Raw genomic sequence first — 23605 nt, 5'->3', positions numbered from 1 at the left:
CTTACGCCTCTGCTTTATTGGTTGGTGTTGTACTTTTTATATGCGAAATAGCGAATATTTTGAATTACTTTTTCAGTCCTCAAAAGAGGTTACTCCTTATCTGAATGGACATTTTGTTAATCAAACTGATTGTGCTCATGCAGATCCGCAACTCCATATATCGAAAAACAATAGTGAACAAATAAAAGCGCTTTATGATCGCTTATCTAAGATTTCTCCTGAAAGCGGGAAGGCATATTGGTTAACAAGAACATGGGATTTATTGTGTTGGCAGCCTGTGTACATTGCATTTATCTCCATTTATCAGCTTAGAGCGCTCCCTAATATTAAAGAAATGAGCCAAGAGATTAAGGCTGATTTTGTAGCGGGTTATACGTTTCATCATTCAGATTTAACGTTTGGAACCAATGAACATTTAATTTCATCTGTTGCTTTGCAACTGAGTGAGCTTTTTTCTTCATATCGAGAAGATATATCTCAATGGACTCGGATTAGACCGGGTTTTACTCATCATTTATTGGCTGATGGTTTGCTTAATTGCATTGTAAAATTGCAAACCTACTTACCTACATTATCTAACGAATATTTACTTGAACAGGCTAAGCTTTGGTTAGAGGCATTTTCATTACCTAATAAGCATTTATCCAGTTTACAGATTGATAGGAACACGAATCAACTTCGATTGGTGCGTACTAGTTGCTGTTTAGTGTATAAATGTGATGGTCGTAAATTATGCCCCGATTGCCCTCGTCATCCGGATAATAAACGTTAACTGCTACGCCTTGTTTATTTGAGGTTTCATGAAGGCAATGACTAAAATTCCTACAGAAAATAGAATACAGATGTAGATAGGGTAAATAGGTGAAATGGTTGCAGTATAAGCAAATAATGAAGCGATACCGTAACCAAGGGTGTGTGACATTGATATATAGCCAGCCACAGAACCAGGGTTATCTTTATCCATGGAGGTGGCCTTTGTTGTATAGGCTGGTACTAATAAGGCAGCTCCACAGGCGGTTATTGCCATTCCAATTCCTAATAGCCATATTGAATGTAGCGTGAATATTAGATAACCCAGTAGCAAGCAGATTGCTCCTAAGTAATACATGGTCGTGATTTGTATTTTTTTCTTTTTGATGACGAATACTTGGGTGATCAAGGTAACTGTTGCGCTAATGGTTAATAGTATTCCAATCACATCACTGATTTTATTTGGTGACCAATCGGTAATGCTCTCTATTAATGGCGAGAAACTGTATTGCAATAGCGCAATGGTTAGACACAAGAATAGTCCTGTAAGCAGGTAAGGCATTAATCTTATGCTTGGAATAAAAGAACTCACTTGGTGAGACGATTTATTGTGGTTATTTATTTGCGATGGGTTTGGCAACATAAAAGCGGCGAATAGAGCGAGAAGAGGAAAACAAACCATCATAATCAAAGGTGAATAGGGACCTGATTTTAATAGCAGAATTGATAATATTGGCCCAAGAAGGCGGCCTAAACTTAACCCAATGCTGACGGATGTAATGGCTTGTAATCGATTCTCCTCACCACATAGAAGAATGGCCCAATGCTGGCTAGCTGGAACCATTCCAGAAACGGTACAACCGTAGATGACTCGTGCAATGATCAATCCGATTAAACAAAAACCAGCGTAATTGGGATGGTCATTACTTAGAAATGTAAAAGTAAGCAGAAGTAAGAAGCTGAAGCTCATTCCGAACAAAGCTTGCAATACCACACATTTAGGGCCTTTTTTATCACTGTATTTCCCCCAAAATGGTGCTGAGGGTAGAAAGAGAAAGCTACCAACTGCAATGATAATTGACCACGTCGGTAGTGCAAAAGCTGAATTAGTGACTAAAAATGGAAGCGAGACAAGTAAGCCGTTCTGCCCAATACCCATTAGCGCGGCCACTAATCCAATAATGATGAGTTGAATTGATATATGGGTATTTTTGTCGAAAAAAGAGGGCATTTGAACTTCCTGTTTTAAATGTCTCGCTCTTTATATCTTACTTTTTAAAATATGTGAATAAAAATAATTATCATTAACATTTCTTTATGTTAAGGTCTGCTCATCATTCATGGACAGATTATTTTATTACCCTCATGTATCAGCTTGTCGATGCGTCGTTTGAAATCGACGGACAAACAATCTTAGCGTCAACTTGTTTATCTTTTCCTACCAATAAAGTTACTACGCTCTTAGGGCACAATGGGTGCGGCAAATCTACGTTAATGAAATTACTTAGTCGTCAAAATGCACCGACATCAGGCCATGTGCTATTTGATGGCAAATCAATTAACCAGTTTTCACAACAAGATTTTGCATTGCAGGTTGCTTATTTACCCCAACACCCTCCGATTACCGATGGTGTGACGGTTCGTGAATTGGTTTGTTTTGGACGCTATCCATGGAAAGGCGCATTTGGACGCTATAGTAGAAAAGACAATCAATTGGTAGATGAGGCGATTGAAAAAGTGGGGTTGACGCCATTTCGAGATCGTTTTGTAGCGACATTATCTGGTGGTGAGAGGCAGAGAGCTTGGGTGGCGATGTTATTGGCTCAACAAAGTCAGTGTATTTTATTGGATGAACCCACATCAGCATTAGATATTGCACACCAATATGAATTATTGGCCTTGATAAGAGAGTTGAATCAAACCCTAAATCTAACCGTCATTATGGTATTACATGATGTAAATATGGCTGCGAAATTTAGCGATCATTTGATTGCTCTGCATTCTGGGTGTGTCATTGCGCAAGGAGCGCCAAAGAGTGTGATGAATACTCAAACCTTAAAGCAAATTTACGGTATGGATTTAGCGCTATTTTCTCATCCTGATACAGGGCAAGTGATCAGCTATATCCCCTAATTGTGGAAAATAAGAGAATCAGAAAAGGAAAACAACCATGTATAAAGTGATTAGCCTGATGATGTTGGTGATGTACGCGATGCCTGCACAAACAGCAGAGATTAAACATGAATTAGGTTTAACTGAGATAACAAGGGCACCACAAAAAATTATAGCGTTAGATTGGGTGTTAGCCGAAACTGTTTTAAGTTTGGGGGGGGAACCATTGGGCGTTGCAGATGCGAAAGGGTATCAAGCGTGGGTGATGACGCCTGAGCTTTCTTCGAACGTATTGGATGTTGGCTCACGACGAGAACCCAATTTAGAGCTGATTACAGAGTTGAACCCTGATGTTATTTTAATTAGTCAGCACATGAGTGCAATGTATGAAAAATTAAACACGATTGCTCCTACCTTGGTTTATACCGTTTATAGCAATAAAAAAACGCCCCTAATTTCTGCTAAAGACGTGACGATACAATTAGGCCGTTTGCTAAATAAAGAGCAGCACGCATTGCAGTTAATTAAACAAACAGAAAACATATTGGCTGAAAATGGGAATAAAATACGACAACATCAGGAAAACCCATTGCTTTTTATTCGTTTTATTAATGAAAAAACCGTTCGCATTCATAGCGAGGGGTCATTAGCACAATCAACAATCAATGCTATGGGGTTAACAAATGCTTGGTATGAACCGACAAATTTGTGGGGATTCACGACTGCAGGTATTGAGAAGCTCGCTCAATATCAACAAGCGAATGTGCTTATCTTTGGTCCATTAAAAGAAGAAGAGAAAGTAAAATTAACTCAATCAGCCTTATGGCAAGCGATGGCATTCACACGTACAAATTCAGTTTATGAACTTCCCGCTATTTGGACTTTTGGAGGACTCATATCTGCACAACGGTTTAGTAATCATATTACTCAACAATTAACTCAGTAACGGATGAACGAATGCGTATATTGAGTCCAGCACACCACCCTAAGGTAGGTCATAATAGAAGTAAACAGAACGTTGGCTATGTTGTATTTGTTTGTATTGTTTTATTGAGCTTATTGCAATGGACCGCACCTTATTCTCAAGGTATCGATTTATTATGGAAAACCGTATTTCATTATGATTCATCTGATTATCAGCAATTAATTACGTATTTAACTTATCTTCCCCGTATATCCATTGCTGTGCTATCAGGTTTTGGTTTGGCGATTGCTGGTTGTGTTATGCAGTTTGTATTACGTAATCCTATCGCTTCACCAACGACGTTAGGGGTTGCTGCTGGAGCTGAATTGGGGATGGTTCTTGGTATTTTGTTTTTACCTGTTAGTAGTTCTATTAATGGATTTATTCCTGCATTTTTAGGAGGAGCATTTGCCACCGGATTAGTGTTTTTATTATCAGCAAAACGTGGTTTTTCACCTGTACATATGGTGCTAGCTGGAATGGTTGTTAGTCTGTTTTTTGGGTCTTTAAATACCATGTTGTTGTTATTAAATGAGCAACAATTAACGAGCGTATTTGTGTGGGGGGCGGGTACATTAAATCAAAATGATTGGAGTAGTGTATCAAGGCTTATTCCATTCGTTATCTTTCCTGTTATCGCAATCTTATTACTTGCTCGCCCCTTGTCTGCACTTCAGCTAGGTGAGCATGTAGCTTCCTCTATCGGGATTAATATAAAGCAGATTAAAGTGATATCGTTGACCTTAGCTATATGTATTACCGCAGCTGTGGTGAGTGAAGTTGGTTTGATTGGTTTTGTTGGGATAGTTGCTCCTGCAATAGCTCGAATGTGTGGTGCAAGAGGGTTATCTACTCAAATTTTAATGAGTGGTGTTATTGGTAGTGTAATGCTTTTGTTTGCTGATTTAATTATACAGCCATTTTCAGGTGTGGGTGGTGAGTTATTACCAACGGGAGCCATGACCGCATTACTTGGTGCTCCTTTTTTGTTGTGGTTATTAAATCGACAACAATTACAGTCAGAGATGAAGGTGAGAGCAACCTCGCAAATTGTATATCGAGTAAGAAGCCTTAGATTTGTTGCTGTTCCATTGTCTTTTTTGATTGTTGTTTTGTTTATTGGCGCAGTATTACTTGGTAAAGGACAACTTGGCTGGGCGATAACCTTTGATATATCCATTATCGAGTTAAGAATACCGCGAGTATTTGTTGCGTTCTTAGCCGGGGTTGGATTAGCTATTGCTGGAACCGTGATCCAAAGGGTATCAATGAATCCAATGGCAAGTCCTGAGATTTTAGGGATTAGTTCTGGTGCGGCACTGGCGTTAGTTTTAGGCGCTGTTTCTGGTGTTGCAATAGATAGGCATGAACAGATGTTACTGGGTACTTTAGGGGCATTAATTGTCACGTTGGTAATATGGCTTATGGGAAGAAAACATCATTTTGCTCCAATTCAAATGCTACTAACAGGAATAGCCTTAAGTGCAGGGTTAGATGCGTTTTTACGAATTGCCTTATCATCAGGACAAGATAACGTTAAAGCACTATTAACCTGGTTATCTGGTTCAACTTATTTAGTCTCGATGAATGATGTGTATTTACTTGCGATAGGGGTGTTGTTGTTTCTTATCTTAGCGCTGAAATTTCATCGATGGTTAGATTTAATGAGGTTGGGAGACACGGTAGCGAGTAGTGTAGGTTTGTGCTGCCGTCGAGTTCGATTGTTACTATTATTGTTTGTCGCCGCCTTAACCACGCTATGTACGATTATTATCGGACCTCTTAGTTTTATTGGCTTATTAGCTCCCCACATGGCACGCTCTCTTCATCAATATCAAGCTTCACATCAACTTATTGCTGCGAGTTTGTTAGGCGGTTGTTTAATGATTTTAGCGGATTGGATAGGCCGAGTTATGTGGTTCCCATGGCAATTCCCAGCAGGATTATTGGCATCATTAATTGGTGGTATCTACTTTTTATATTTAATGCGAAAGTAATACCCTTGTTTTAATTATTGATATTAAACATATTTTTATGGTGCAGCACAAAATTTAAATTATTTTATAAATTCGATAAAAAACAGTTGATCATTTTAATGAGAATTATTAGCATTCGCATTCGTTAATTAAAAACAACGGAAATGTTATGAAAACTAATGATGAGTTTGACTACGCAATAAGGGGAGGGAATGATGTTCCTGCTGCCTGTTTCCTTAATTCTTTGGCTAGAGAATGCGCTGCAATTCAAATAATAAACAATCAATATGAAGCTTATTACCGAATTCCTTTAGGGAACACTGATGAGATTCAAATTCCATTAAATTATGTATCATCAGTTGGGCTGCATGAATATTGTTTCCCTGCAGTATTGTATGCAGAGGAGTCCAGAGCCATCGGCTTTGAAGAGGTCGTAGAGAAAATATTAGAACAACCAGCGTTGATAGGGTTAATAACGAAAGAGCAGAAAGAAACTTTTCTAGAGCGAGTAAATGAGAGTTACAGTAATACGTATATTGGAGCTAGAAACAATCCATATTCAACGATTCTATTCTCTGAAGCATTAAATTTTCAACAAGCAGAACAAGGTTTACTGATTGGACATTCTTTCCATCCAGCCCCTAAAAGTCGTGAGCAATTTAGCGAAGAAGATGCGAGAAAGTATTCTCCCGAGCTAGGTGGTGAGTTTGCTTTATGTTGGTTGGTTGTTGATTCATCAATTCTGATTTCTGGTTCTTCTGGACAGTACAATGCGAAAGAGCGGTTAGACCAACTGGTTTCTCAAGATCATCTCTTATCTTTAGCTTTGAGTGGTGTTACTCATGAAGGTGAGCACCTATTTCCGGTTCATCCTTGGCAGTGGACGGTCTTACAAGATAATGAAGATATTAAATCTTATATTCAGTCTGGGCTAATTAGAGAGCTTGGTGAGATCGGTTCAACATGGTATCCAACCTCATCAACTCGTTCACTGTATTCACCGACTTTACCGTATATGTTGAAGTTTTCATTAAGTGTGAAGTTAACCAATTCCATTCGTAATTTATCTTTAAAAGAAGTGATACGCGGAACCCGATTAAACCAATTATTTCATGATACTGAGTTAAGTAATGAATTGGGACAAGAACAAGGTTTTCAAGTTATGCAAGAACCCAGTTATTTGGGGCTAACTAATAAGTCGGGTGAGGTCGTGGACGAGAGTCTTGTGGCATTTCGTGATAATCCATTAAGCTCAAAACCAGAAGAAGAAGCAGTTGTTCTTGCTACATTAACACAACAAAATCCTTATGGTGGTGAAAGCTTATTGGCGAAAAGAATTAAGCATTATACAAAATTGTCCCAGCAGTCGTTATCCCAAGTTGCAGAGCAATGGTTTAGTGCTTATTGTCAATACACAGTTATCCCTTTATTTAATCTTCAGGCTAATTATGGCTTGGTCTTTTTAGCTCATCAGCAGAATATTGTTATGCAGATGAAGTCAGGGTTTCCTATCGGTATGTACTATCGTGATTGTCAAGGAACAGGATATACAGATTTAGCGTTTGAGCGTTTTCCCGAAGCTTTAAAACAAACAAAGCAAGATATTGAAAACTATTGGAATGATGACAAGGTAAGACGTTATTTTGCTTATTACTTAATTATCAATTCTACGTTTAATGTCATTGCATCTATTTCAGCTTATTGCGGCGTGAGTGAACAAACCTTATTAAAAGAGTTGCGTAAACAACTTGAGGTATTAAAAGCAAAAGGCGTAAGGGCTCCTCGTTGTTTAGACTATGTGTTAGAGAGTGAAGCGTTGTGCTGTAAAGGTAACTTTTATTGTTATTTGCAAAACATGAATGAGAATTCAATTCCTGATCCATCAGTTATTTATTTTGATTTACCCAATCCACTAGTTCATATAAAGGATGTGATGAATGTGTAAATATACAACGCTCATTTTTAACGTAGAGCCAAGCCCCACAATTACTTTTACCGTTTCAAATCAGGATCTTGAAGACACTCAGCTTATCGAGACATCTTTACAAGAAATTGATCATATTTTTAGTACCAACCCAACTCTCTCAGAGATTGATTGTGAATCAGAGATACCAAGCCTATTGCTTCAATCACTTCCGAGTCTTTATCAAAATAGGTTATCAAGAGAAGGGTTTTATCAACAAGTTGAACCATGGCATTTGCATTCTCCCTCTACTTTGTTTCCTTGGCGAGAAGTTCAAACACTACTACAGTATCGTCATCATCCGTTGCGTCCTGAAATGCCAAAAGGAAAAGTATATCAACGCCATGACCATAATATTGATGCAAAAATTAGCTTTAGAGTGTTTGAGCTTGAGAAGGATTTAGAGCGATTTACAGCATGGATGAATGATCCTCGAGTCGCTAATTTTTGGGAGCAAGCATGGAGTTATGAAAAGTTGGCTGAATTCATTAAAGAACGTTTGGATGATCCACATATTATTCCTCTTATTGGTGAGTTTAATGGTGAACCATTTGGTTATGTTGAAGCATATTGGGTAAGTGAAGACAGATTAAGTCCGTATTACGATGTTCAACCTTATGATCGTGGGATTCACCTTTTGGTGGGTGAGGAAGCATTTAGAGGACCAGAATATTTTAATTGTTGGATGCGAGCGATCAGCCATTACCTCTTTATAGATGAGGTGAGAACTCAGCGAATTGTATTGGAGCCAAGGGCGGATAATCATCGTTTATTCAATCGCATACAAGAAGTTGGATACAAAAAATGTTTTGAATTTAATTTCCCTCATAAACGTTCAGCATTAATGATGATTAAACGACAGGCATTCTTTTTGGAGCAGTGGTGATGGATCAAATTGCATTACATACTCACTGGCCAGCGGCAAATCGTAAAATGGTGGCTAAATTAATCAGTGAGTTAGCTTATGAACAAGCGTTTAAAATAGAGCAAAATAATCAAGGTTATGTATTGTTCCTTGATGATGGTGTTTGTTACCAATTCTTAGGTAAAACCAATATTTGGGGACAAATAGTTATCGAACCTAGTTCGCTAATTCGTAAACAGAAAAGTTTGAATTCTGATGTGTTAGCAGCTCAATTTATGATTGATATTCAAGATGTTATTGACATTAGTGATGAATCGTTAGCTGAACATTTTGAAGATTTGAATGCCACTTTGTTAGGTGATTGCAAGCTTGCACGGCGTAAAATGAATATGTCTGCAAATGAGTTGGCTTTTTTATCATGTGAACAACAACAGCTTTTGTTTAATGGTCATCCTAAGTTTGCTTTTAACAAAGGTCGTCGAGGGTGGGGAACACAAGATCTTTCATTGTACGCCCCAGAAGCTGAGAGAGCATTTCAATTAGCTTGGGTGGCGGTGCATGAATCCATCTTAGAGAAAGCGATGAGCAATAAAGTGGACTGGAAACAGTTGGTACTTTCTGCTGTAAGTAATGATGAACTGCATGTTATGAATTCACAGCTTTCATCATTTAATGTTGATAGTAGCGAATATACGTTTGTGCCAGTGCATCCTTGGCAATGGGATCAAAAATTATCAATTCTATATTCCAGAGAAATGGCCGAGAAAACGTTGGTTTATTTGGGGGAATTTGGAGATGACTTTTTACCGCAATTATCAATTAGAACACTGAGTAATGTAACTCGTCCAGAGAGTTATGATATTAAGCTGCCTTTAACGATCATGAATACTTCTTGTTATCGTGGTATTCCTGGGCGTTATATTCTTGCAGGCCCAGTAGCATCTGATTGGTTGGATTCTGTTTTTAAATCGGATTCTTTATTCGTTGATAAGAAAGCTGAAGTGTTGCAAGAGCCGGCTGCAGGATTTGTTGCTCAAGCAGATTATAAGCGACTGACCGATGCGCCTTATCGTTACCATGAGTTACTTGGTGTGATATGGAGAGAATCAGCGCAATCTAAACTTGGTGAAAATGAGAGTGCGATATTAATAGCAGCACTGATGGAGTCTGATGAATCTGGTGTGCCTCTGATTTCTGAGTACATTCAAACCTCTGGATTATCAATAGAAGGGTGGTTAGATAAGCTGTTTGATGCCGTTGTGATCCCTTTCTATCACCTACTCTGTAAATATGGTGTATCCCTCATTGCCCACGGGCAAAACGTAACGTTAGTTATGGAAAATGGGGTACCAAAGCGCATTTTATTGAAAGATTTTCAGGGAGATATGCGCCTTGTTGAACGAGACATTCCAGAGCAAGAAACCCTTAATCCTTTAGTTAAAGACGTAACCGTTAAATTACCTGAAGAGTTAATTATTCATGATTTGCAAACAGGCCATTTCGTGACGGTTCTTCGTTTTATTTCACCACTTGTCGAAACTCTAGGATTGCCAGAAATTGAGTTCTATAAGGTACTTGCTCAACGAGTTAATACCTATATGGCTATGACCCCTGAATATAAAGATAGATTTGAACGTTTGGATCTGTTTAAACCCAGAATATTACGTATAGGGCTTAATTTAGCTAAATTTCGACATAGTACGGATTCGAGTGTTTCTCGTATGTTTCCTGATATGGACGATAAGGTAGATAACCCACTGTACATCGCTTTAAATCAATAACAATAATATTAAATGGAGAAAGAATAACATGACAGTCAGATTGGATTTGGCAGGGATTGGTGTTGGTCCCTTTAACCTAAGCATAGCGTCGCTTTTGGAGCCTGAAAAACACATTAATGCGACTTTTTTTGAAAGTCGAGAGTCTTTTGCTTGGCACCCCGGCTTATTACTTGATAACACCAATATGCAGACGATGTTTTTAAAAGACTTAGTCAGTGCGGTGTATCCTGAAAGCCCTTACTCTTTTGTATCTTATTTAGTGAAGAATAAGAAATTCTATCGGTTTTTATCCGCAGAATTAAGTTGTATTAGCCGTCATGAGTTTTCAGATTATTTGGTATGGGTTTCTCAGCAATTAAGTAATGTGAAATTCTCAACCCATGTTGAGAGTGTTGAATTTAACGGTGATTCGTTTGAAATCCAAACGACTAATGGAGTGTATGAGGCGAAAAACTTATGCATTGGTACTGGTAAGGTTCCTTTTATTCCAGAGTGTGCCGTTCCACATATAGGTCCAAGTGTTTTTCATGCTGCGGAGATGGGATTACGTTCTCGTGATTTTACGAATAAGCGTGTTGTGATTGTGGGTGGTGGCCAAAGTGGTGCTGACATATTTTTAAATGTGCTGCGAGAAAAATGGGGTAAACCTGCCTCATTAGATTGGGTTTCACGACGTTCTAATTTTCAGCCATTAGATGAAGCATCATTTACTAATGAATTTTTTACTCCTGATTATGTTAATGCGTTTGTTAACTTGGCTCCTAATGTTAAACAATCGGAAATTGAGGCTCAAAAACTCACTTCAGACGGCATAACTCAACTTGCACTATTAGACATATATCGAGAGTTATACCATCGTTTTGATGTATTAAAAGAAGATAAATGGGTTCGGTTGTTACCACATAGAACAATGAATTCATTAAATATTAATGAGTCTGAATTTTCGCTAGGTCTTCATAACGCATTAAGCCAGCAGTTAGAAATACATCAAGCGGACATTGTCATTTTAGCAACTGGTTTTAAGTCTCCTTATCCGGCTTGTTTGAATTCCATTCTTCCTTTGTTGGATCTTGATGAACAAGGCCGATATCAATTAACGCCTGAATTTGAATTGAAATGGAAAGGTAGCAAGAACAACAAGATATTTGCTGTTAATGCCGGTATGCATAGTCATGGTATTGCAGAGCCTCAATTGAGTCTAATGGCATGGCGTAGTGCTCGTATTATTAATCAGTTAACAGGGAGCGCGGTATATGACATTGCGTCTAACCCTGGAATGATTGATTGGATCTCCGAACCGAAGGTGTGTGAACCCACAACCGTGTGAATCTTTATGGTTTGGTTTTATAAAAATTTAAAAAAATAGTTGAATACGGATTTTTATCATTCGTATTCATTTGTTGTGGTAATAATATAAAAAAGAGAAAGTAGATGAACGTTAAAAAAGGGAATTATCCGTTAACTCTAGTGGCAATGGCAGTCGCTGTTGCAACGACGAGTGTTGCTATGTCTGTTCAGGCTGAGGAATATACATCGACAACTGAAGAAACCATGGTGGTGGTTTCAAGCCGAACGCCTAAAGCGATCTGTGAAATTCCAGGAACAGTATGGTTTGTTGATTCGGAGCAAATTGAACAAGAATATCGCGGTGGTAAAACACTGGGTGAGATTCTATCAGCGACGATCCCATCTTTAGATGTGAGTAGTGGCGCAAGAACCAATTACGGTCAGAATTTACGTGGCCGTGCAATGCTTGTGATGATTGATGGTGTTTCGTTGCAATCTTCTCGCCCAATTAGTCGTCAGCTTGATGCAATTGATCCATTTAATATTGAGCGAATTGAAGTACTCTCTGGTGCAACCTCGATTTATGGTGCGGGTGCTACTGGTGGTGTAATTAACATCATTACAAAAAAAGCAGACAGTGATGAATTGCAATTTGAAAGTTATGTGAGTGGCAGCTCAGGTTTTAATAGTGGAGATGATTTTGATTATAAACTTGCACAATCCATCTCTGGTGGTACAGAGAAAGTAAAAGCGAGAGTATCTGCCGTATATACTGAAACTCAGGGATACTATGATGCAAATGGCGATATTGTTACGCCTGATATTTCTCAAGGTTCATTGCAATATAATGAGACGATTGATTTACAAAGTACGGTTGATTTTGCTATCTCTGATACGAAGAACATCAATTTTTTAGCTCAATATTATGATAGCCAACAAGATTCTCCTTACGGGCTTTACATTAAAAATAATCAGTTTATTGACGTAAGAGAAGGATTTGAGTCGGATCGCCAACATGGTACCGAACGTATTATGTTAAGTGCTGCTTATAGTGATTCAGAAGTATTCGGTCACCAGTTGGTTGTAGAAGCGTCTTATCGTAAAGAAGATCAAACTTATACGCCATATTACCAAAGTGCTTCTCAGCAAACGACGGATGTTATCTCTTTAAAAACAGCACTTGCGAAATCATTTGGAAAAGTGAATTTGGTTTATGGTGTAGATGCTTATATGGATAAGTTTGATAGTAATCAGGCTTTATTTGATCCAACCATTGCCAATAACTCTGGAAATTTGGTTAATAAAACGTATGCAAAAGTTGGGCGTTATCCAGGTGTAGAAGTTGGCTCTGTTGCTGGCTTTATTCAAGCCGATATTAATATCACTGATGATTGGTCTATTGAAGGCGGTTATCGTTATCAATATATGAATAATAAGATCGATGATTTTGTCGATTATAAGATTCAAAAGAAAATTGCCGCAGGAAATGGTGTTTCAGCTGATGCCGTACCTGGTGGTGAAACAGACTATACCGTTGGTTTGTTTAACTTTGGTACGATATATAAATTGACTCCAGAGTCACAAATATGGGCGAACTTCTCACAAGGGTTTGATTTGGCCGACCCTGCTAAATATTACGGGCAAGGCTCGTATTCTGCAGCTGATGCAAATGGTCATTACACGCTTCAAAATAGCATTAATGTTGCTGGTTCTAAAATGTCAGGGATAAAAACAAACAGCTATGAGGTTGGTTTTAGAACCGATCAAAGTGCTTTGAGTTTTCAAACTGCGGCGTATTTTTCTCAATCGGATAATTCAGTTAAATACAATAAGAAAACGTTGTTAATTGAAGATGTAGATAATGAAAAACGAGTTTATGGTGCTGAAGCATTAGTATCGTATTGGGTGATGGATAACCTTCAAGTAGGGGCTTCTGGTCATTATGTAATTTCAGAATTACAAACGGATGGAAAATGGGATGATTTAAGTGCGGGGGAGGCAAGTACATCTAAAGCAAACTCGTGGGTAGGTTGGTATGAATCTGATTTGGCGTTAAAAGTGCAAAGTCAAACCATGTTTGATTATAAAGATTCAAGTGATAATGAACTATCTGGCTATACCGTATTTGACTTAGTCGGTAGTTATGAATTGCCTGTAGGAAGTCTAGGTTTTGGTATTCAAAATCTATTTGATAAAGATTATACAACGGCTTGGGGACAACGAGCTCAGATCTTATATTCTAGCCACTACGATGCAGCAGCATACGATTACAAAGGCCGAGGTCGAACTTATACCCTGAATTATCAAGTTAAGTATTAATTATCGTTTGTTAATAAATAAATTGGTAAGGCTATCTCTAGTTAGATAGCCTTATTTTTTATTAATAACTGCCGAGTGTGTCCATATATTGATGATGATAATTCGGTATGATTGAAATATAAGCATTTTATTTATAAGGTGTAGAAAGTTTAGCTATTTATAAATTAGAAAAGGATGACAACTAATGACATATGACACATTAATTACCATTGGCGTTTTGGTTTTCTTGGTCTTAATTCTTATTGCTCTAGGGGTTAAAATGGTACCTCAAGGGTATAATTGGACCGTAGAACGCTTTGGTCGATATACGCAAACATTGCAACCTGGTCTAAATATTATTATCCCGTTTGTTGATGGTATTGGACAGAAAATTAATATGATGGAACAAGTTCTTGATATTCCTGCACAAGAAGTTATTTCTAAAGATAACGCTAATGTAACTATTGATGCTGTTTGTTTTGTTCAAGTCGTTGATGCAGCAAAAGCCGCTTATGAAGTGAGTGACCTTCAACATGCTATTCGCAATCTTACATTAACGAACATGCGTACGGTTTTGGGCTCGATGGAACTAGATGAAATGCTAAGCCAACGAGATATGATTAACGTAAAACTGTTAGCTATTGTCGATGCCGCAACAAATCCATGGGGTGTAAAAGTTACCCGTATTGAGATTAAAGATGTGCAACCGCCAGCAGATCTAACTGCTGCAATGAATGCACAAATGAAAGCTGAACGTAATAAACGAGCAGATGTACTAGAAGCAGAAGGGGTACGTCAAGCAGAGATCTTAAAAGCAGAAGGCCATAAGCAAGCGGAAATTCTTAAAGCTGAGGGTGATAAGCAAGCTGCAATTTTACAAGCAGAAGCTCGTGAACGTGCCGCTGAGGCAGAAGCAAATGCAACTCGAATGGTATCAGAAGCGATCGCTCAAGGTGACGTACAAGCCGTAAATTACTTTATTGCTCAGGGTTATACTGAGGCAATTAAATCGATTGGCCAAGCAGAGAATGGAAAAATTATTATGCTACCATTAGAAGCTACTGGTTTAATGGGCTCTGTCGCTGGTATTGCTGAGATGTTCAAAGCAGATAAAGAGGTCCAAAAATAGGAGTTCATCATGGAATTTTTTGAACAAATGAACCATTGGCATTGGCTGACATTAGGATTACTGCTGCTTGCTGGTGAGTTACTAGGAACGGCTGGTTATTTTTTATGGATAGGGTTATCAGCGGTGGCTGTTGGAGCACTCTATGCCGTAATTCCACTTAGTTGGCAAATGCAGTGGATCAGTTTTGCTGTATTTTCACTTTTTACAACTTGGTTGTGGTGGCGATATCAGCATAAAAAAGACATGAGCTCTGATGCAAAAAGAGCGCTTAATCAAAAAGAGAAGCAACTGATTGGTCAAACATCTCGTTTGGAAGAAGATATTCATGCCGGTTCTTGTCGAATTGTATTAGGTGATACAACATGGTCAGCCAAAAGTGCCGTTGATATAGAAAAAGGAACATTAGTTCGTGTGGTTTCTGTTGACGGTATTATTTTGACGATTGAACCAGTAAAGAAATAATTTAACATTTTTATTTAAAGTGGATGATTTGTTGTATTTAAGCGCAATGAATTATTCACTTTTTTTACATATTCTCTGTGAAACATATTTCTTTGTTTCAAATATAATTATCTTGCATTCATATATTCATAAATTAATGTACTTTTGTGTCTTTTTATTTTACTTTTTGCATCCTAGCCAAAGAATCTAGCTATGGCGATAAAAATAATTATAAGTTAATTCAATGGACAAAAATTATGGATTATAAAAACCTAACGGTGCAAAAGAAAATTGCTACTGTTTTTTCTGTTATTGGTTTGGTAATGGTGGCGTTTGCTCTATTCCTTTTACAAGAATTAAATAAAGTAGAAGCAGAAGTAATTAACTTTACTGACTCTACAGTACCGAGTGTGTTGTCAGCAGAAGAATTATATTTTGAAATGAATGCATATCGTCGAAATCAATATGCAGCATTAAATTATGAAACAAAAGATGCATTAGGCTTTTTAACCATTTTGTCTAAGCAAGAAAATGACATTAAAGCTGAACTTGCAGCGTATGAAGCAACAGTTATTACTGAACATGAACGTCGGATTTTTGATCGTGTTAAAAATAGCTGGGAAACCTATACGACTCAACTTAAAGGTTTTAATAGCTTAGTTAGTAATCAAGAAATCAAACAAGCACAGAAAGAGTTAGTGAGTTCGTTCATTTTATTTGAAAACGTAGGTGCGGCATTAGATGGGTTAATACAAATCAATATAGGGTTTGTTGCGAATAACCGAACAGCCATCATGCACAGTGTTGATAACGTAACCACTGCGACAAAAGTGTCATTTAGTGCATTAATTGTATTTATGATTTTTATCACCTTCTTTTTAGCTCGTCAAATTTGCCGTCCATTACATTTGGTTGTTGAGCAATCTAAAGCGATCGCAGCGGGAGATTTAACCTTTGAACTTCGTCGTGAAGAAATTGGCAATGATGAGCTAGGTGCATTAGCGGATACAAATATTGAAATGCAACATCAATTACGAACGTTAATTGAAAATACAATTTCAGCGGTAACTCAACTTTCCATCGAAGTTAAAGAAATGAATGACAGCTCGGAAAAATCGTTTACTAATACGACAACTCCTGCTGATATTACGATTGTTGCGGCTGCAATTGACGATATAAAAACAGCTATTGATGAGCCTAAAAAAGAGTCAATTAAATTAAATAGCATCATTGAAATAATGAACAATATTGCTGAAGCAACGCATACATTTGCTACGAATATTGCGAATGAAGCTTCTAATTTGGATAAGCAGAATACTCGTTTTGAAGTGATGGTTACTGAAGCTCATGCTCTTGCTAGTCATACTCAACTCTCAACGAAAAAAGCAGTGACGTTTATAGAATCATTGCAAGAAAATATGACGTATAAAAACATAGAGCAATCGAGAATAAAATTATCTCAATTAGCAAATACACTACAAACATTTTTATCTTATTTTAAAGTGTAACTATATAATAATGGATGTAATGTTATTTGACGTTATTATTTTGACTTTTGAACGTTTAAAAAAGTAATTTCACAATTATATTATTTAAAGTGAATAATTTATTATATTAGATGTGATGAATTGTTCACTTTTTTTACATACCTACCCCAATATTTCAATTGAATTAATGTTTTTACTTAATTTACTTTAATTGTTGATATTTATCACATTTATAATGTGGTGTACTTTTATACTCATTTCGTATACCTTCCGCGCCCTTGTCAGATATCTAATAAAAATAATGACAATAAAAATATAAATTAAACCAAAGGTTGTGAATTATGAGTTATAAGAATTTAGCGGTTCGTAATAAAATTGCCGCTGTATTTTTAGTTATTGCATTAGTTATTGTAGCATTTGCTACTTTTTTATTGCAGGAATTAAATAAAGTTGAGGAAAGGGTTGTTAATTTTGCTGATTCAACGGTTCCTAGTGTTATTTCTGTTGAAAATTTGTATTTTGATATGAATACGCATCGACGTAATCAATATGCAGGATTAACACTTAAGCAAGAAGACTTACCAAACTTGATTGCGACATTGGCATCTCAGGAAAGTATGATAAATGCAGAGTTAGCAAAATATGAAAGTACGGTAAGTAGTGATAATGAACGTAGAGTTTTTGATCGCGTTTTAACACATTGGAAAAAGTATGAAGATCTTTTAAAAAACTTCCCTGTGTTGATTCAAAATAGAGATATTGAGCAAGCACAATTAGAGCTTTCTAAATCTATTACACAGTTTCTTGAATTAGGTGATGCGATGGATGCGTTGGTTGAAACTAATTTGGGTTTTGTTGCTAACAACCGTTCTTCAATTATGCGTAGTGTTGATAGTGTAACAATGGCAACAAAAGTTTCATTCAGTGCATTAATAGCATTCATGATCTTTGTTACTTTCTTTTTAGCTCGCCAAATTTGTCGTCCATTAAACTTAGTGGTTGAGCAATCTAAAGCCATAGCATCAGGTGATTTAACTTTTGAACTTAATCGAGAAGAAATTGGTAATGATGAATTAGGTGCATTGGCTGATACTAATATTGAGATGCAGAACCAATTGCGTATTTTAATTGAAGATACGATTTCTGCGGTAACTCAACTTTCAGCTGCGGTTGAAGAAATGAGTGCGATCTCTGAGCAATCTTCACGTGGCATGCAACAACAGCAATCAGACATCACAATGGTTGCCGCTGCAATGGAAGAAATGAAGGCAACGGTTGCTGATGTAGCAAATAACACTGAAACAGCATCAACGTCTGCTTTAGAAGCGTCAGAAGAAGCGAAGCAAGGTAACCAAGACGTTCAATCTAACATTGAGCAAATTCAGATTGTTTCTCGTGATATCGAGCAAGCAGGTGAGTTGGTTGAAGAGCTAGAACGTGAATCAAATAACATCAGCGTAGTTGTTGAAGTTATCCGTGGTATTGCTGATCAAACTAACCTATTAGCACTGAATGCAGCGATTGAAGCGGCTCGTGCTGGTGAGCAAGGTCGTGGTTTTGCGGTTGTTGCCGATGAAGTTCGTTCTCTTGCTGGTCGTACTCAATCATCAACAAGTGAAATCGTTGAGATTATTGAAAAGTTACAAGCAAGTGCTGCACACGCTAAATCAGCGACAGATCAAAGTTGTTCTAAGATCCGTGTTTGTGTAGAGCAAAGCGTTCAAACGGGTAACTCAATTCAAATGATTGAAGAAACCATGATGAAAGTAACGGATACGAGCATTCAAATTGCAAGTGCATGTAGTCAACAAGACTCAGTAACAGAAGAGCTAGGCCGTAATATTCAAAGCATGAGTTTATCGGCAAGCGAAGTTGCGTTAGGTGCAGAGCAAACGGCTCAATCTAGTATTGAATTAGCGCAACTAGCAAATAAATTACAAACTTCTTTATCGTATTTTAAAGTTTAATTTTTGATTGAATTTAAAGAGTAAAGTGATGGCAAATGTCATCACTTTTTTTTATGAATTCATTGGAGAACAATAATAATTTAAGGAATGAATAAAAATTTTTTTAAAAAAATTGCACTGGCGCTTTGTTTGTTGACGGTATAATTTTGACTTTTGAGCCAGAGTGAAAGTGTTTTTACATTTTTCCATTAAAGGTGGTTAAATTGTTATTCTTATCAATAACACTTCACTTACTTTTCTTTCTTTTTGATTAACGCAATGGTTTGCTTGTTGTAAAAGTTAATAACTGATTAATTTTTTTAACTTTTATTGCAATTATAAAACTATGTGACTTTTTACGTATTTTATTTTATTTTCTTGAACATCTGCCGATAACGTTCGCAGAATGAGTTAATTCGTTGACTCAAATAGCAATGCTCATGGAACGAGTGAAAAGAATAATTTATAAGGTTGTAAAATATCATGAGTTACAAAAATTTAGCAGTGCAAAAGAAAATTGCAGTTGTTTTTTCGGCCATTGGTTTGGTGATGATTGCGTTTGCTTTTTTCCTATTACAAGAATTAAACAAAGTAGAGTCAGAAGTAATTAACTTTACAGATTCTACGGTTCCAAGTGTGTTGTCAGTTGAAGACATATATTATGAAATGAATGCGTATCGTCGTAACCAATACGCTGCATTAACTTATCAAGAAAAAGATTTACCAACCTTATTATCAACGTTGTCTAAACAAGAAGCTCAAATTAAATCTGATCTTGATGCATATGAAGCAACGGTAGCAAGTGCTGATGAACGCCGTGTTTTTGACCGCGTTGCAAATGGTTGGAATAAGTATTTAACTGAATTAAAAGAATTTAACGGCTTAGTTGCGAATAAAGATCTTAAGTTAGCCCAACAGGAATTGTTGGATTCATTCTCTCAATTTGAGGAAGTTGGCGCGGCAATGGATGGATTAGTTCAAACAAACCTTGGTTTTGTTACGAATAATCGCCAATCAATCATGAGCAGTGTTAATAACGTAACGTTGGCAACAAAAGTATCGTTCAGTGCATTAATTGCATTTATGATCTTCATTACTTTCTTCTTAGCTCGTCAAATTTGTCGTCCATTAAACTTGGTGGTTGAACAGTCTAAAGCGATTGCAGCGGGTGATTTAACGTTTGAACTCCGTCGTAGTGAAATTGGTAATGATGAACTAGGCGCGCTAGCGGATACTAACATTGAAATGCAACACCAGTTACGTATTTTGATTGAAGATACGATTTCTGCTGTTACTCAACTTTCAGCTGCGGTTGAAGAGATGAGCGCGATCTCTGAGCAATCTTCACGTGGTATGCAGCAGCAACAATCAGACATCACAATGGTTGCCGCTGCAATGGAAGAGATGAAGGCAACGGTTGCAGAAGTGGCAAACAACACTGAAACAGCATCAACGTCTGCTCTAGAAGCGTCAGAAGAAGCGAAGCAAGGTAACCAAGACGTTCAATCTAACATTGAGCAAATTCAGATTGTTTCTCGTGATATCGAGCAAGCAGGTGAGTTGGTTGAAGAGTTAGAACGTGAATCAAATAACATCAGCGTAGTTGTTGAAGTTATCCGTGGAATTGCTGACCAAACTAACTTATTAGCATTGAACGCAGCGATTGAAGCGGCACGTGCTGGTGAGCAAGGTCGTGGTTTTGCGGTTGTTGCCGATGAAGTTCGTTCTCTTGCAGGTCGTACTCAATCATCAACAAGTGAAATCGTTGAAATTATTGAAAAGTTACAAGCAAGTGCTGCACATGCCAAGAATGCAACGGATCAAAGTTGTTCTAAGATCCGTGTTTGTGTAGAGCAAAGCGTTCAAACGGGTAACTCAATTCAAATGATTGAAGAAACCATGATGAAAGTAACGGATACGAGTATTCAAATTGCAAGTGCATGTAGCCAACAAGATTCAGTAACAGAAGAACTTGGTCGCAACATTCAAAGCATGAGCCTATCTGCAAGCGAAGTTGCACTAGGTGCAGAGCAAACGGCTCAATCAAGTGTTGAGTTAGCGCAATTAGCTTCAACTCTTCAGCAGTCTCTATCACGCTTTAAAGTGTAATTTGACGAGTCATTGAATTAAGTTAGTTTGTACTAGAAACTAGAAACTAGAAACTAGAAAGGAGATCATTTGATCTCCTTTTTTATATTCTTATATTTACACTGCTTGGTATTAAGATTTAAATTTTATCTTTAATGGCTTTAATTAATACTGATGTATCCATTCTGCCTAAGCCTTGTTCTTGTAAGCTTTGGTATTCTTTATCTACTTCTTCCGTTAATGGAAGTGAAATACCATTAGCTTTCGCTTCATCTAGACAAATACCAAGATCTTTTCGCATCCAGTCAATGGCAAAACCAAAATCGAATTTATCTTGAGCCATGGTACTTGCGCGATTTTCCATCTGCCAAGAGCCTGCTGCACCGTGTTTTAATGTTTCAACAACAAGGTCAATATCTAGGTTGGATTTTTCAGCAAGGATCAATGCTTCACTTAATCCTTTTAATACACCAGCAATACAGATCTGGTTTGCCATTTTACAGCGTTGGCCTTGACCGTTTTCACCGAGAAGTGTAATGGCTTTTGCAAAACTTTGAATAACGGGTTTTGCGATATTGAAAGCCGCTTCATTACCACCGCACATTACGGTTAATACACCATTTTCAGCACCAGCTTGTCCTCCAGAGACTGGAGCATCAATAAATTGGTTACCTTGTGCTTCACAGGCTTTTGCTAATTCGATTGCTAGTGTCGCTGATGTTGTTGTGTTATCTACTAAGATGGCACCAGGTTTTAGCCCGGCCAGTACACCATCGTCACCATAAATTACGCTACGAACATCGTTATCATTTCCCACGCAAACAAATACGATATCTGAGCCTTCAGAGGCTTCACGTGGAGTAGGAGCGGATTGTCCGTTGTATTCTGTAGCCCATTGTTTTGCCTTCGCCTCGGTGCGATTGTAAACCGTCGTAGAATAACCTGCATTTTTAAGATGGCGAGCCATTGGGTAGCCCATAACGCCCAAACCGATAAAACTAACGTTAGTGATTTCCATGTCGTTCCTTATTGATGTCGATGGTGTTGTTGTGAATTAAAACACACCTTGAAAGCTATTGATACAGATCAACATTGTAATTATCTAAGGGGAATAAAAAAGCCATATCAAAGTCTATGATATGGCTTTTCGTTTAAGTTTAAGAGTGATTAGAAAATAAATTGGTACAAGAAGCCTGCACCCATTGCCATTCCTAAAATTACGGTTAGGAAGGCAATAATCATTTGATTTTTGAAGATAGATTTCAATAAAATCACTTCAGTTAAACTTGCACCAGCACTGCCGATAATGAGTGCCATAACCGCCCCAAGACTCATCCCTTTTGCTGCTAATGCCGCACTCAGAGGGATAACCGCTTCAGCTCGAATGTATAGTGGAATACCAATAACCGCAGCCACAGGAATAGCAAATGGGTTATTTTCACTTGCCACTTTAGCGACAAACTCTGTTGGCATAAAACCGTAGATCATCGAACCAAGAGCAATACCACCGATTAAATAAGGCAGTACTTTTTTGAAATCACTCCATGTACTGTTCCAAATTCTCATCCATTTGCTTTGAGGTGCTTTTTTCTCTCCGCCACAAGTTGAACCACAACATTTTGGTTCTGGTGCAATGTAGGCACTTTCTTTTACGTATTTTTCAAAACCAAGTTTTTCTAGTAAGTAACCAGCAATGACTGATACACCCATTGCAATAGCAAAGTAGAAAACGGTCACTTTAATACCGAAAGTAACGGTGAATAACCCAATAATAATAGGGTTAAGTAGCGGGCTTGCAAATAAGAATACCATCATGGTACCAAATCCAGCTTTTGCTCGAAGTAAACCTTTTAAGAAAGGAATCGTTGAGCATGAGCAGAATGGGGTAATCGCACCTAATAAACCCGCAACAAAATAACCTCTGCCATTTTTACCACTCAAGATACTTTGGATTTTTGAAGGTGGAATGTACTCCTGCAAAACGCCAACGAGGTAACTAATTAAAAGAAAAAGCACGGTTAGCTCTGCTGCTAAAAATGCAAACATATTTAGGGTATCCATCACCATGTCTTGTGTAATTGTGAACATAACTCAAATCTCTATATTTCTGGAATAATCGAAATATACGCTTTTAAATTAGCGTGATCAACTTATTTCTAGTAATATCGAAATATAAACTTGATGAGGAATAAATCATGGATATCGAAATTGTTGCTAAAGCATTGAAAGAATTAGGACATCCGACACGTTTGGCTATTTATAAAGGGGTTGTACGTGCGGGTTATCAAGGAATTGCTGTGGGTGGATTACAAGAAAAATTGAATATTCCAGGTTCTACATTGTCACATCATGTATCAGGATTAGTCTCTGCTGGATTAATTACACAGCGCCGAGAAGGTCGTACTTTATTTTGTGTTGCTGAATATGAAAAGCTCACTTCGGTAATCGATTTCTTGCAAGATGAATGTTGTTTTGATGAAGCCAGTGATGCTAATGAGAATAAGTAGTTAATACAAAA

Annotated in this window: 18 protein-coding genes; 15 read left to right on the top strand and 3 right to left on the bottom strand. The window is 37.5% G+C overall.

Translation table 11 applies throughout. The features are described from left to right. The first annotated feature begins 40 nt into the window (after positions 1-40). Positions 41-772, top strand: coding sequence for a siderophore ferric iron reductase (locus tag GNP81_RS02420; protein ID WP_155674100.1), 732 nt, complete (start codon positions 41-43; stop codon positions 770-772). Between the two features lie 3 nt (positions 773-775). Here GNP81_RS02420 and GNP81_RS02415 read toward each other — a convergent pair whose 3' ends face one another. Continuing rightward, complete coding sequence (locus GNP81_RS02415) at positions 776-1981, bottom strand: MFS transporter (RefSeq protein ID WP_155674099.1); 1206 nt, start codon at positions 1979-1981, stop codon at positions 776-778. A gap of 134 nt (positions 1982-2115) precedes the next feature. Here GNP81_RS02415 and GNP81_RS02410 point away from each other — a divergent pair, with 134 nt between their 5' ends. The 13 genes from GNP81_RS02410 (at position 2116) to GNP81_RS02350 (ending at position 21108) form a co-directional block, all read left to right on the top strand. Continuing rightward, on the top strand, positions 2116-2883 hold the full coding sequence (locus GNP81_RS02410; RefSeq protein WP_196587394.1) for an ABC transporter ATP-binding protein: 768 nt from the start codon (positions 2116-2118) through the stop codon (positions 2881-2883). A 37-nt stretch (positions 2884-2920) separates the two neighbouring features. Then, positions 2921-3808, top strand: a complete 888-nt coding sequence (locus GNP81_RS02405) for an iron-siderophore ABC transporter substrate-binding protein (RefSeq protein ID WP_155674097.1) — start codon at positions 2921-2923, stop codon at positions 3806-3808. 11 nt (positions 3809-3819) lie between these two features. Beyond that, on the top strand, positions 3820-5823 hold the full coding sequence (gene fhuB, locus GNP81_RS02400; RefSeq protein ID WP_155674096.1) for a Fe(3+)-hydroxamate ABC transporter permease FhuB: 2004 nt from the start codon (positions 3820-3822) through the stop codon (positions 5821-5823). Positions 5824-5971: 148 nt separating this feature from the next. Next, positions 5972-7747: an IucA/IucC family protein gene (locus tag GNP81_RS02395; RefSeq protein WP_155674095.1), complete on the top strand. Its 1776-nt coding sequence runs from the start codon at positions 5972-5974 to the stop codon at positions 7745-7747. Continuing rightward, a complete protein-coding gene (locus GNP81_RS02390) occupies positions 7740-8651 on the top strand; it encodes a GNAT family N-acetyltransferase (protein WP_155674094.1) in 912 nt (303 codons plus the stop codon). Before GNP81_RS02395 ends, GNP81_RS02390 begins: the two co-directional genes overlap by 8 nt. Then, positions 8651-10411: an IucA/IucC family protein gene (locus GNP81_RS02385; protein WP_155674093.1), complete on the top strand. Its 1761-nt coding sequence runs from the start codon at positions 8651-8653 to the stop codon at positions 10409-10411. The genes GNP81_RS02390 and GNP81_RS02385 overlap by 1 nt, the downstream gene beginning before the upstream one ends. A 28-nt stretch (positions 10412-10439) precedes the next feature. After that, entirely contained in the window at positions 10440-11738 is a 1299-nt protein-coding gene (locus GNP81_RS02380) for a lysine N(6)-hydroxylase/L-ornithine N(5)-oxygenase family protein (RefSeq protein ID WP_155674092.1), read from the top strand. 104 nt (positions 11739-11842) lie between these two features. Then, positions 11843-14017 carry a TonB-dependent receptor gene (locus GNP81_RS02375; RefSeq protein ID WP_155674091.1) on the top strand — a complete coding sequence of 725 codons (2175 nt, stop codon included), beginning with the start codon at positions 11843-11845 and terminating at the stop codon, positions 14015-14017. A 184-nt stretch (positions 14018-14201) separates the two neighbouring features. Beyond that, entirely contained in the window at positions 14202-15125 is a 924-nt protein-coding gene (locus GNP81_RS02370; protein WP_017019351.1) for an SPFH domain-containing protein, read from the top strand. Between the two features lie 9 nt (positions 15126-15134). Then, a complete protein-coding gene (locus GNP81_RS02365) occupies positions 15135-15587 on the top strand; it encodes an NfeD family protein (RefSeq protein ID WP_155670425.1) in 453 nt (150 codons plus the stop codon). Positions 15588-15823: 236 nt separating this feature from the next. Then, a complete protein-coding gene (locus tag GNP81_RS02360; protein ID WP_155670427.1) occupies positions 15824-17074 on the top strand; it encodes an MCP four helix bundle domain-containing protein in 1251 nt (416 codons plus the stop codon). Between the two features lie 320 nt (positions 17075-17394). After that, positions 17395-19020, top strand: a complete 1626-nt coding sequence (locus tag GNP81_RS02355) for a methyl-accepting chemotaxis protein (protein ID WP_155674090.1) — start codon at positions 17395-17397, stop codon at positions 19018-19020. Positions 19021-19482: 462 nt separating this feature from the next. Beyond that, positions 19483-21108, top strand: a complete 1626-nt coding sequence (locus GNP81_RS02350; protein ID WP_155674089.1) for a methyl-accepting chemotaxis protein — start codon at positions 19483-19485, stop codon at positions 21106-21108. A 118-nt stretch (positions 21109-21226) separates the two neighbouring features. On the opposite strand, the gene GNP81_RS02345 is transcribed toward GNP81_RS02350, so the two are convergent. Together GNP81_RS02345 and GNP81_RS02340 are read right to left on the bottom strand one after the other, a co-directional pair. Further along, complete coding sequence (locus GNP81_RS02345; RefSeq protein ID WP_155670431.1) at positions 21227-22105, bottom strand: NAD(P)-dependent oxidoreductase; 879 nt, start codon at positions 22103-22105, stop codon at positions 21227-21229. Positions 22106-22254: 149 nt separating this feature from the next. Next, positions 22255-23175 (bottom strand): permease, encoded by a 921-nt coding sequence (locus GNP81_RS02340; RefSeq protein WP_155674088.1) that lies wholly within the window; start codon positions 23173-23175, stop codon positions 22255-22257. 107 nt (positions 23176-23282) lie between these two features. Here GNP81_RS02340 and GNP81_RS02335 point away from each other — a divergent pair, with 107 nt between their 5' ends. Continuing rightward, entirely contained in the window at positions 23283-23594 is a 312-nt protein-coding gene (locus GNP81_RS02335) for an ArsR/SmtB family transcription factor (RefSeq protein ID WP_155670435.1), read from the top strand. Positions 23595-23605 lie beyond the last annotated feature (11 nt).

This window comes from Aliivibrio fischeri, assembly GCF_009727955.1.
Classification (GTDB): Bacteria; Pseudomonadota; Gammaproteobacteria; order Enterobacterales; family Vibrionaceae; genus Aliivibrio; species Aliivibrio fischeri_A.
This window is presented reverse-complemented; position numbering and strand designations above follow the sequence as displayed.

What these genes read in the sequence shown, in the direction of transcription:
- GNP81_RS02420 (WP_155674100.1), top strand. Translation starts at nt 41, where the DNA reads ATGCGAAATAGCGAATATTTTGAATTACTTTTTCAGTCCTCAAAAGAG.
- GNP81_RS02415 (WP_155674099.1), bottom strand. Translation starts at nt 1,981, where the DNA reads ATGCCCTCTTTTTTCGACAAAAATACCCATATATCAATTCAACTCATC.
- GNP81_RS02410 (WP_196587394.1), top strand. Translation starts at nt 2,116, where the DNA reads ATGTATCAGCTTGTCGATGCGTCGTTTGAAATCGACGGACAAACAATC.
- GNP81_RS02405 (WP_155674097.1), top strand. Translation starts at nt 2,921, where the DNA reads ATGTATAAAGTGATTAGCCTGATGATGTTGGTGATGTACGCGATGCCT.
- fhuB (WP_155674096.1), top strand. Translation starts at nt 3,820, where the DNA reads ATGCGTATATTGAGTCCAGCACACCACCCTAAGGTAGGTCATAATAGA.
- GNP81_RS02395 (WP_155674095.1), top strand. Translation starts at nt 5,972, where the DNA reads ATGAAAACTAATGATGAGTTTGACTACGCAATAAGGGGAGGGAATGAT.
- GNP81_RS02390 (WP_155674094.1), top strand. Translation starts at nt 7,740, where the DNA reads ATGTGTAAATATACAACGCTCATTTTTAACGTAGAGCCAAGCCCCACA.
- GNP81_RS02385 (WP_155674093.1), top strand. Translation starts at nt 8,651, where the DNA reads ATGGATCAAATTGCATTACATACTCACTGGCCAGCGGCAAATCGTAAA.
- GNP81_RS02380 (WP_155674092.1), top strand. Translation starts at nt 10,440, where the DNA reads ATGACAGTCAGATTGGATTTGGCAGGGATTGGTGTTGGTCCCTTTAAC.
- GNP81_RS02375 (WP_155674091.1), top strand. Translation starts at nt 11,843, where the DNA reads ATGAACGTTAAAAAAGGGAATTATCCGTTAACTCTAGTGGCAATGGCA.
- GNP81_RS02370 (WP_017019351.1), top strand. Translation starts at nt 14,202, where the DNA reads ATGACATATGACACATTAATTACCATTGGCGTTTTGGTTTTCTTGGTC.
- GNP81_RS02365 (WP_155670425.1), top strand. Translation starts at nt 15,135, where the DNA reads ATGGAATTTTTTGAACAAATGAACCATTGGCATTGGCTGACATTAGGA.
- GNP81_RS02360 (WP_155670427.1), top strand. Translation starts at nt 15,824, where the DNA reads ATGGATTATAAAAACCTAACGGTGCAAAAGAAAATTGCTACTGTTTTT.
- GNP81_RS02355 (WP_155674090.1), top strand. Translation starts at nt 17,395, where the DNA reads ATGAGTTATAAGAATTTAGCGGTTCGTAATAAAATTGCCGCTGTATTT.
- GNP81_RS02350 (WP_155674089.1), top strand. Translation starts at nt 19,483, where the DNA reads ATGAGTTACAAAAATTTAGCAGTGCAAAAGAAAATTGCAGTTGTTTTT.
- GNP81_RS02345 (WP_155670431.1), bottom strand. Translation starts at nt 22,105, where the DNA reads ATGGAAATCACTAACGTTAGTTTTATCGGTTTGGGCGTTATGGGCTAC.
- GNP81_RS02340 (WP_155674088.1), bottom strand. Translation starts at nt 23,175, where the DNA reads ATGTTCACAATTACACAAGACATGGTGATGGATACCCTAAATATGTTT.
- GNP81_RS02335 (WP_155670435.1), top strand. Translation starts at nt 23,283, where the DNA reads ATGGATATCGAAATTGTTGCTAAAGCATTGAAAGAATTAGGACATCCG.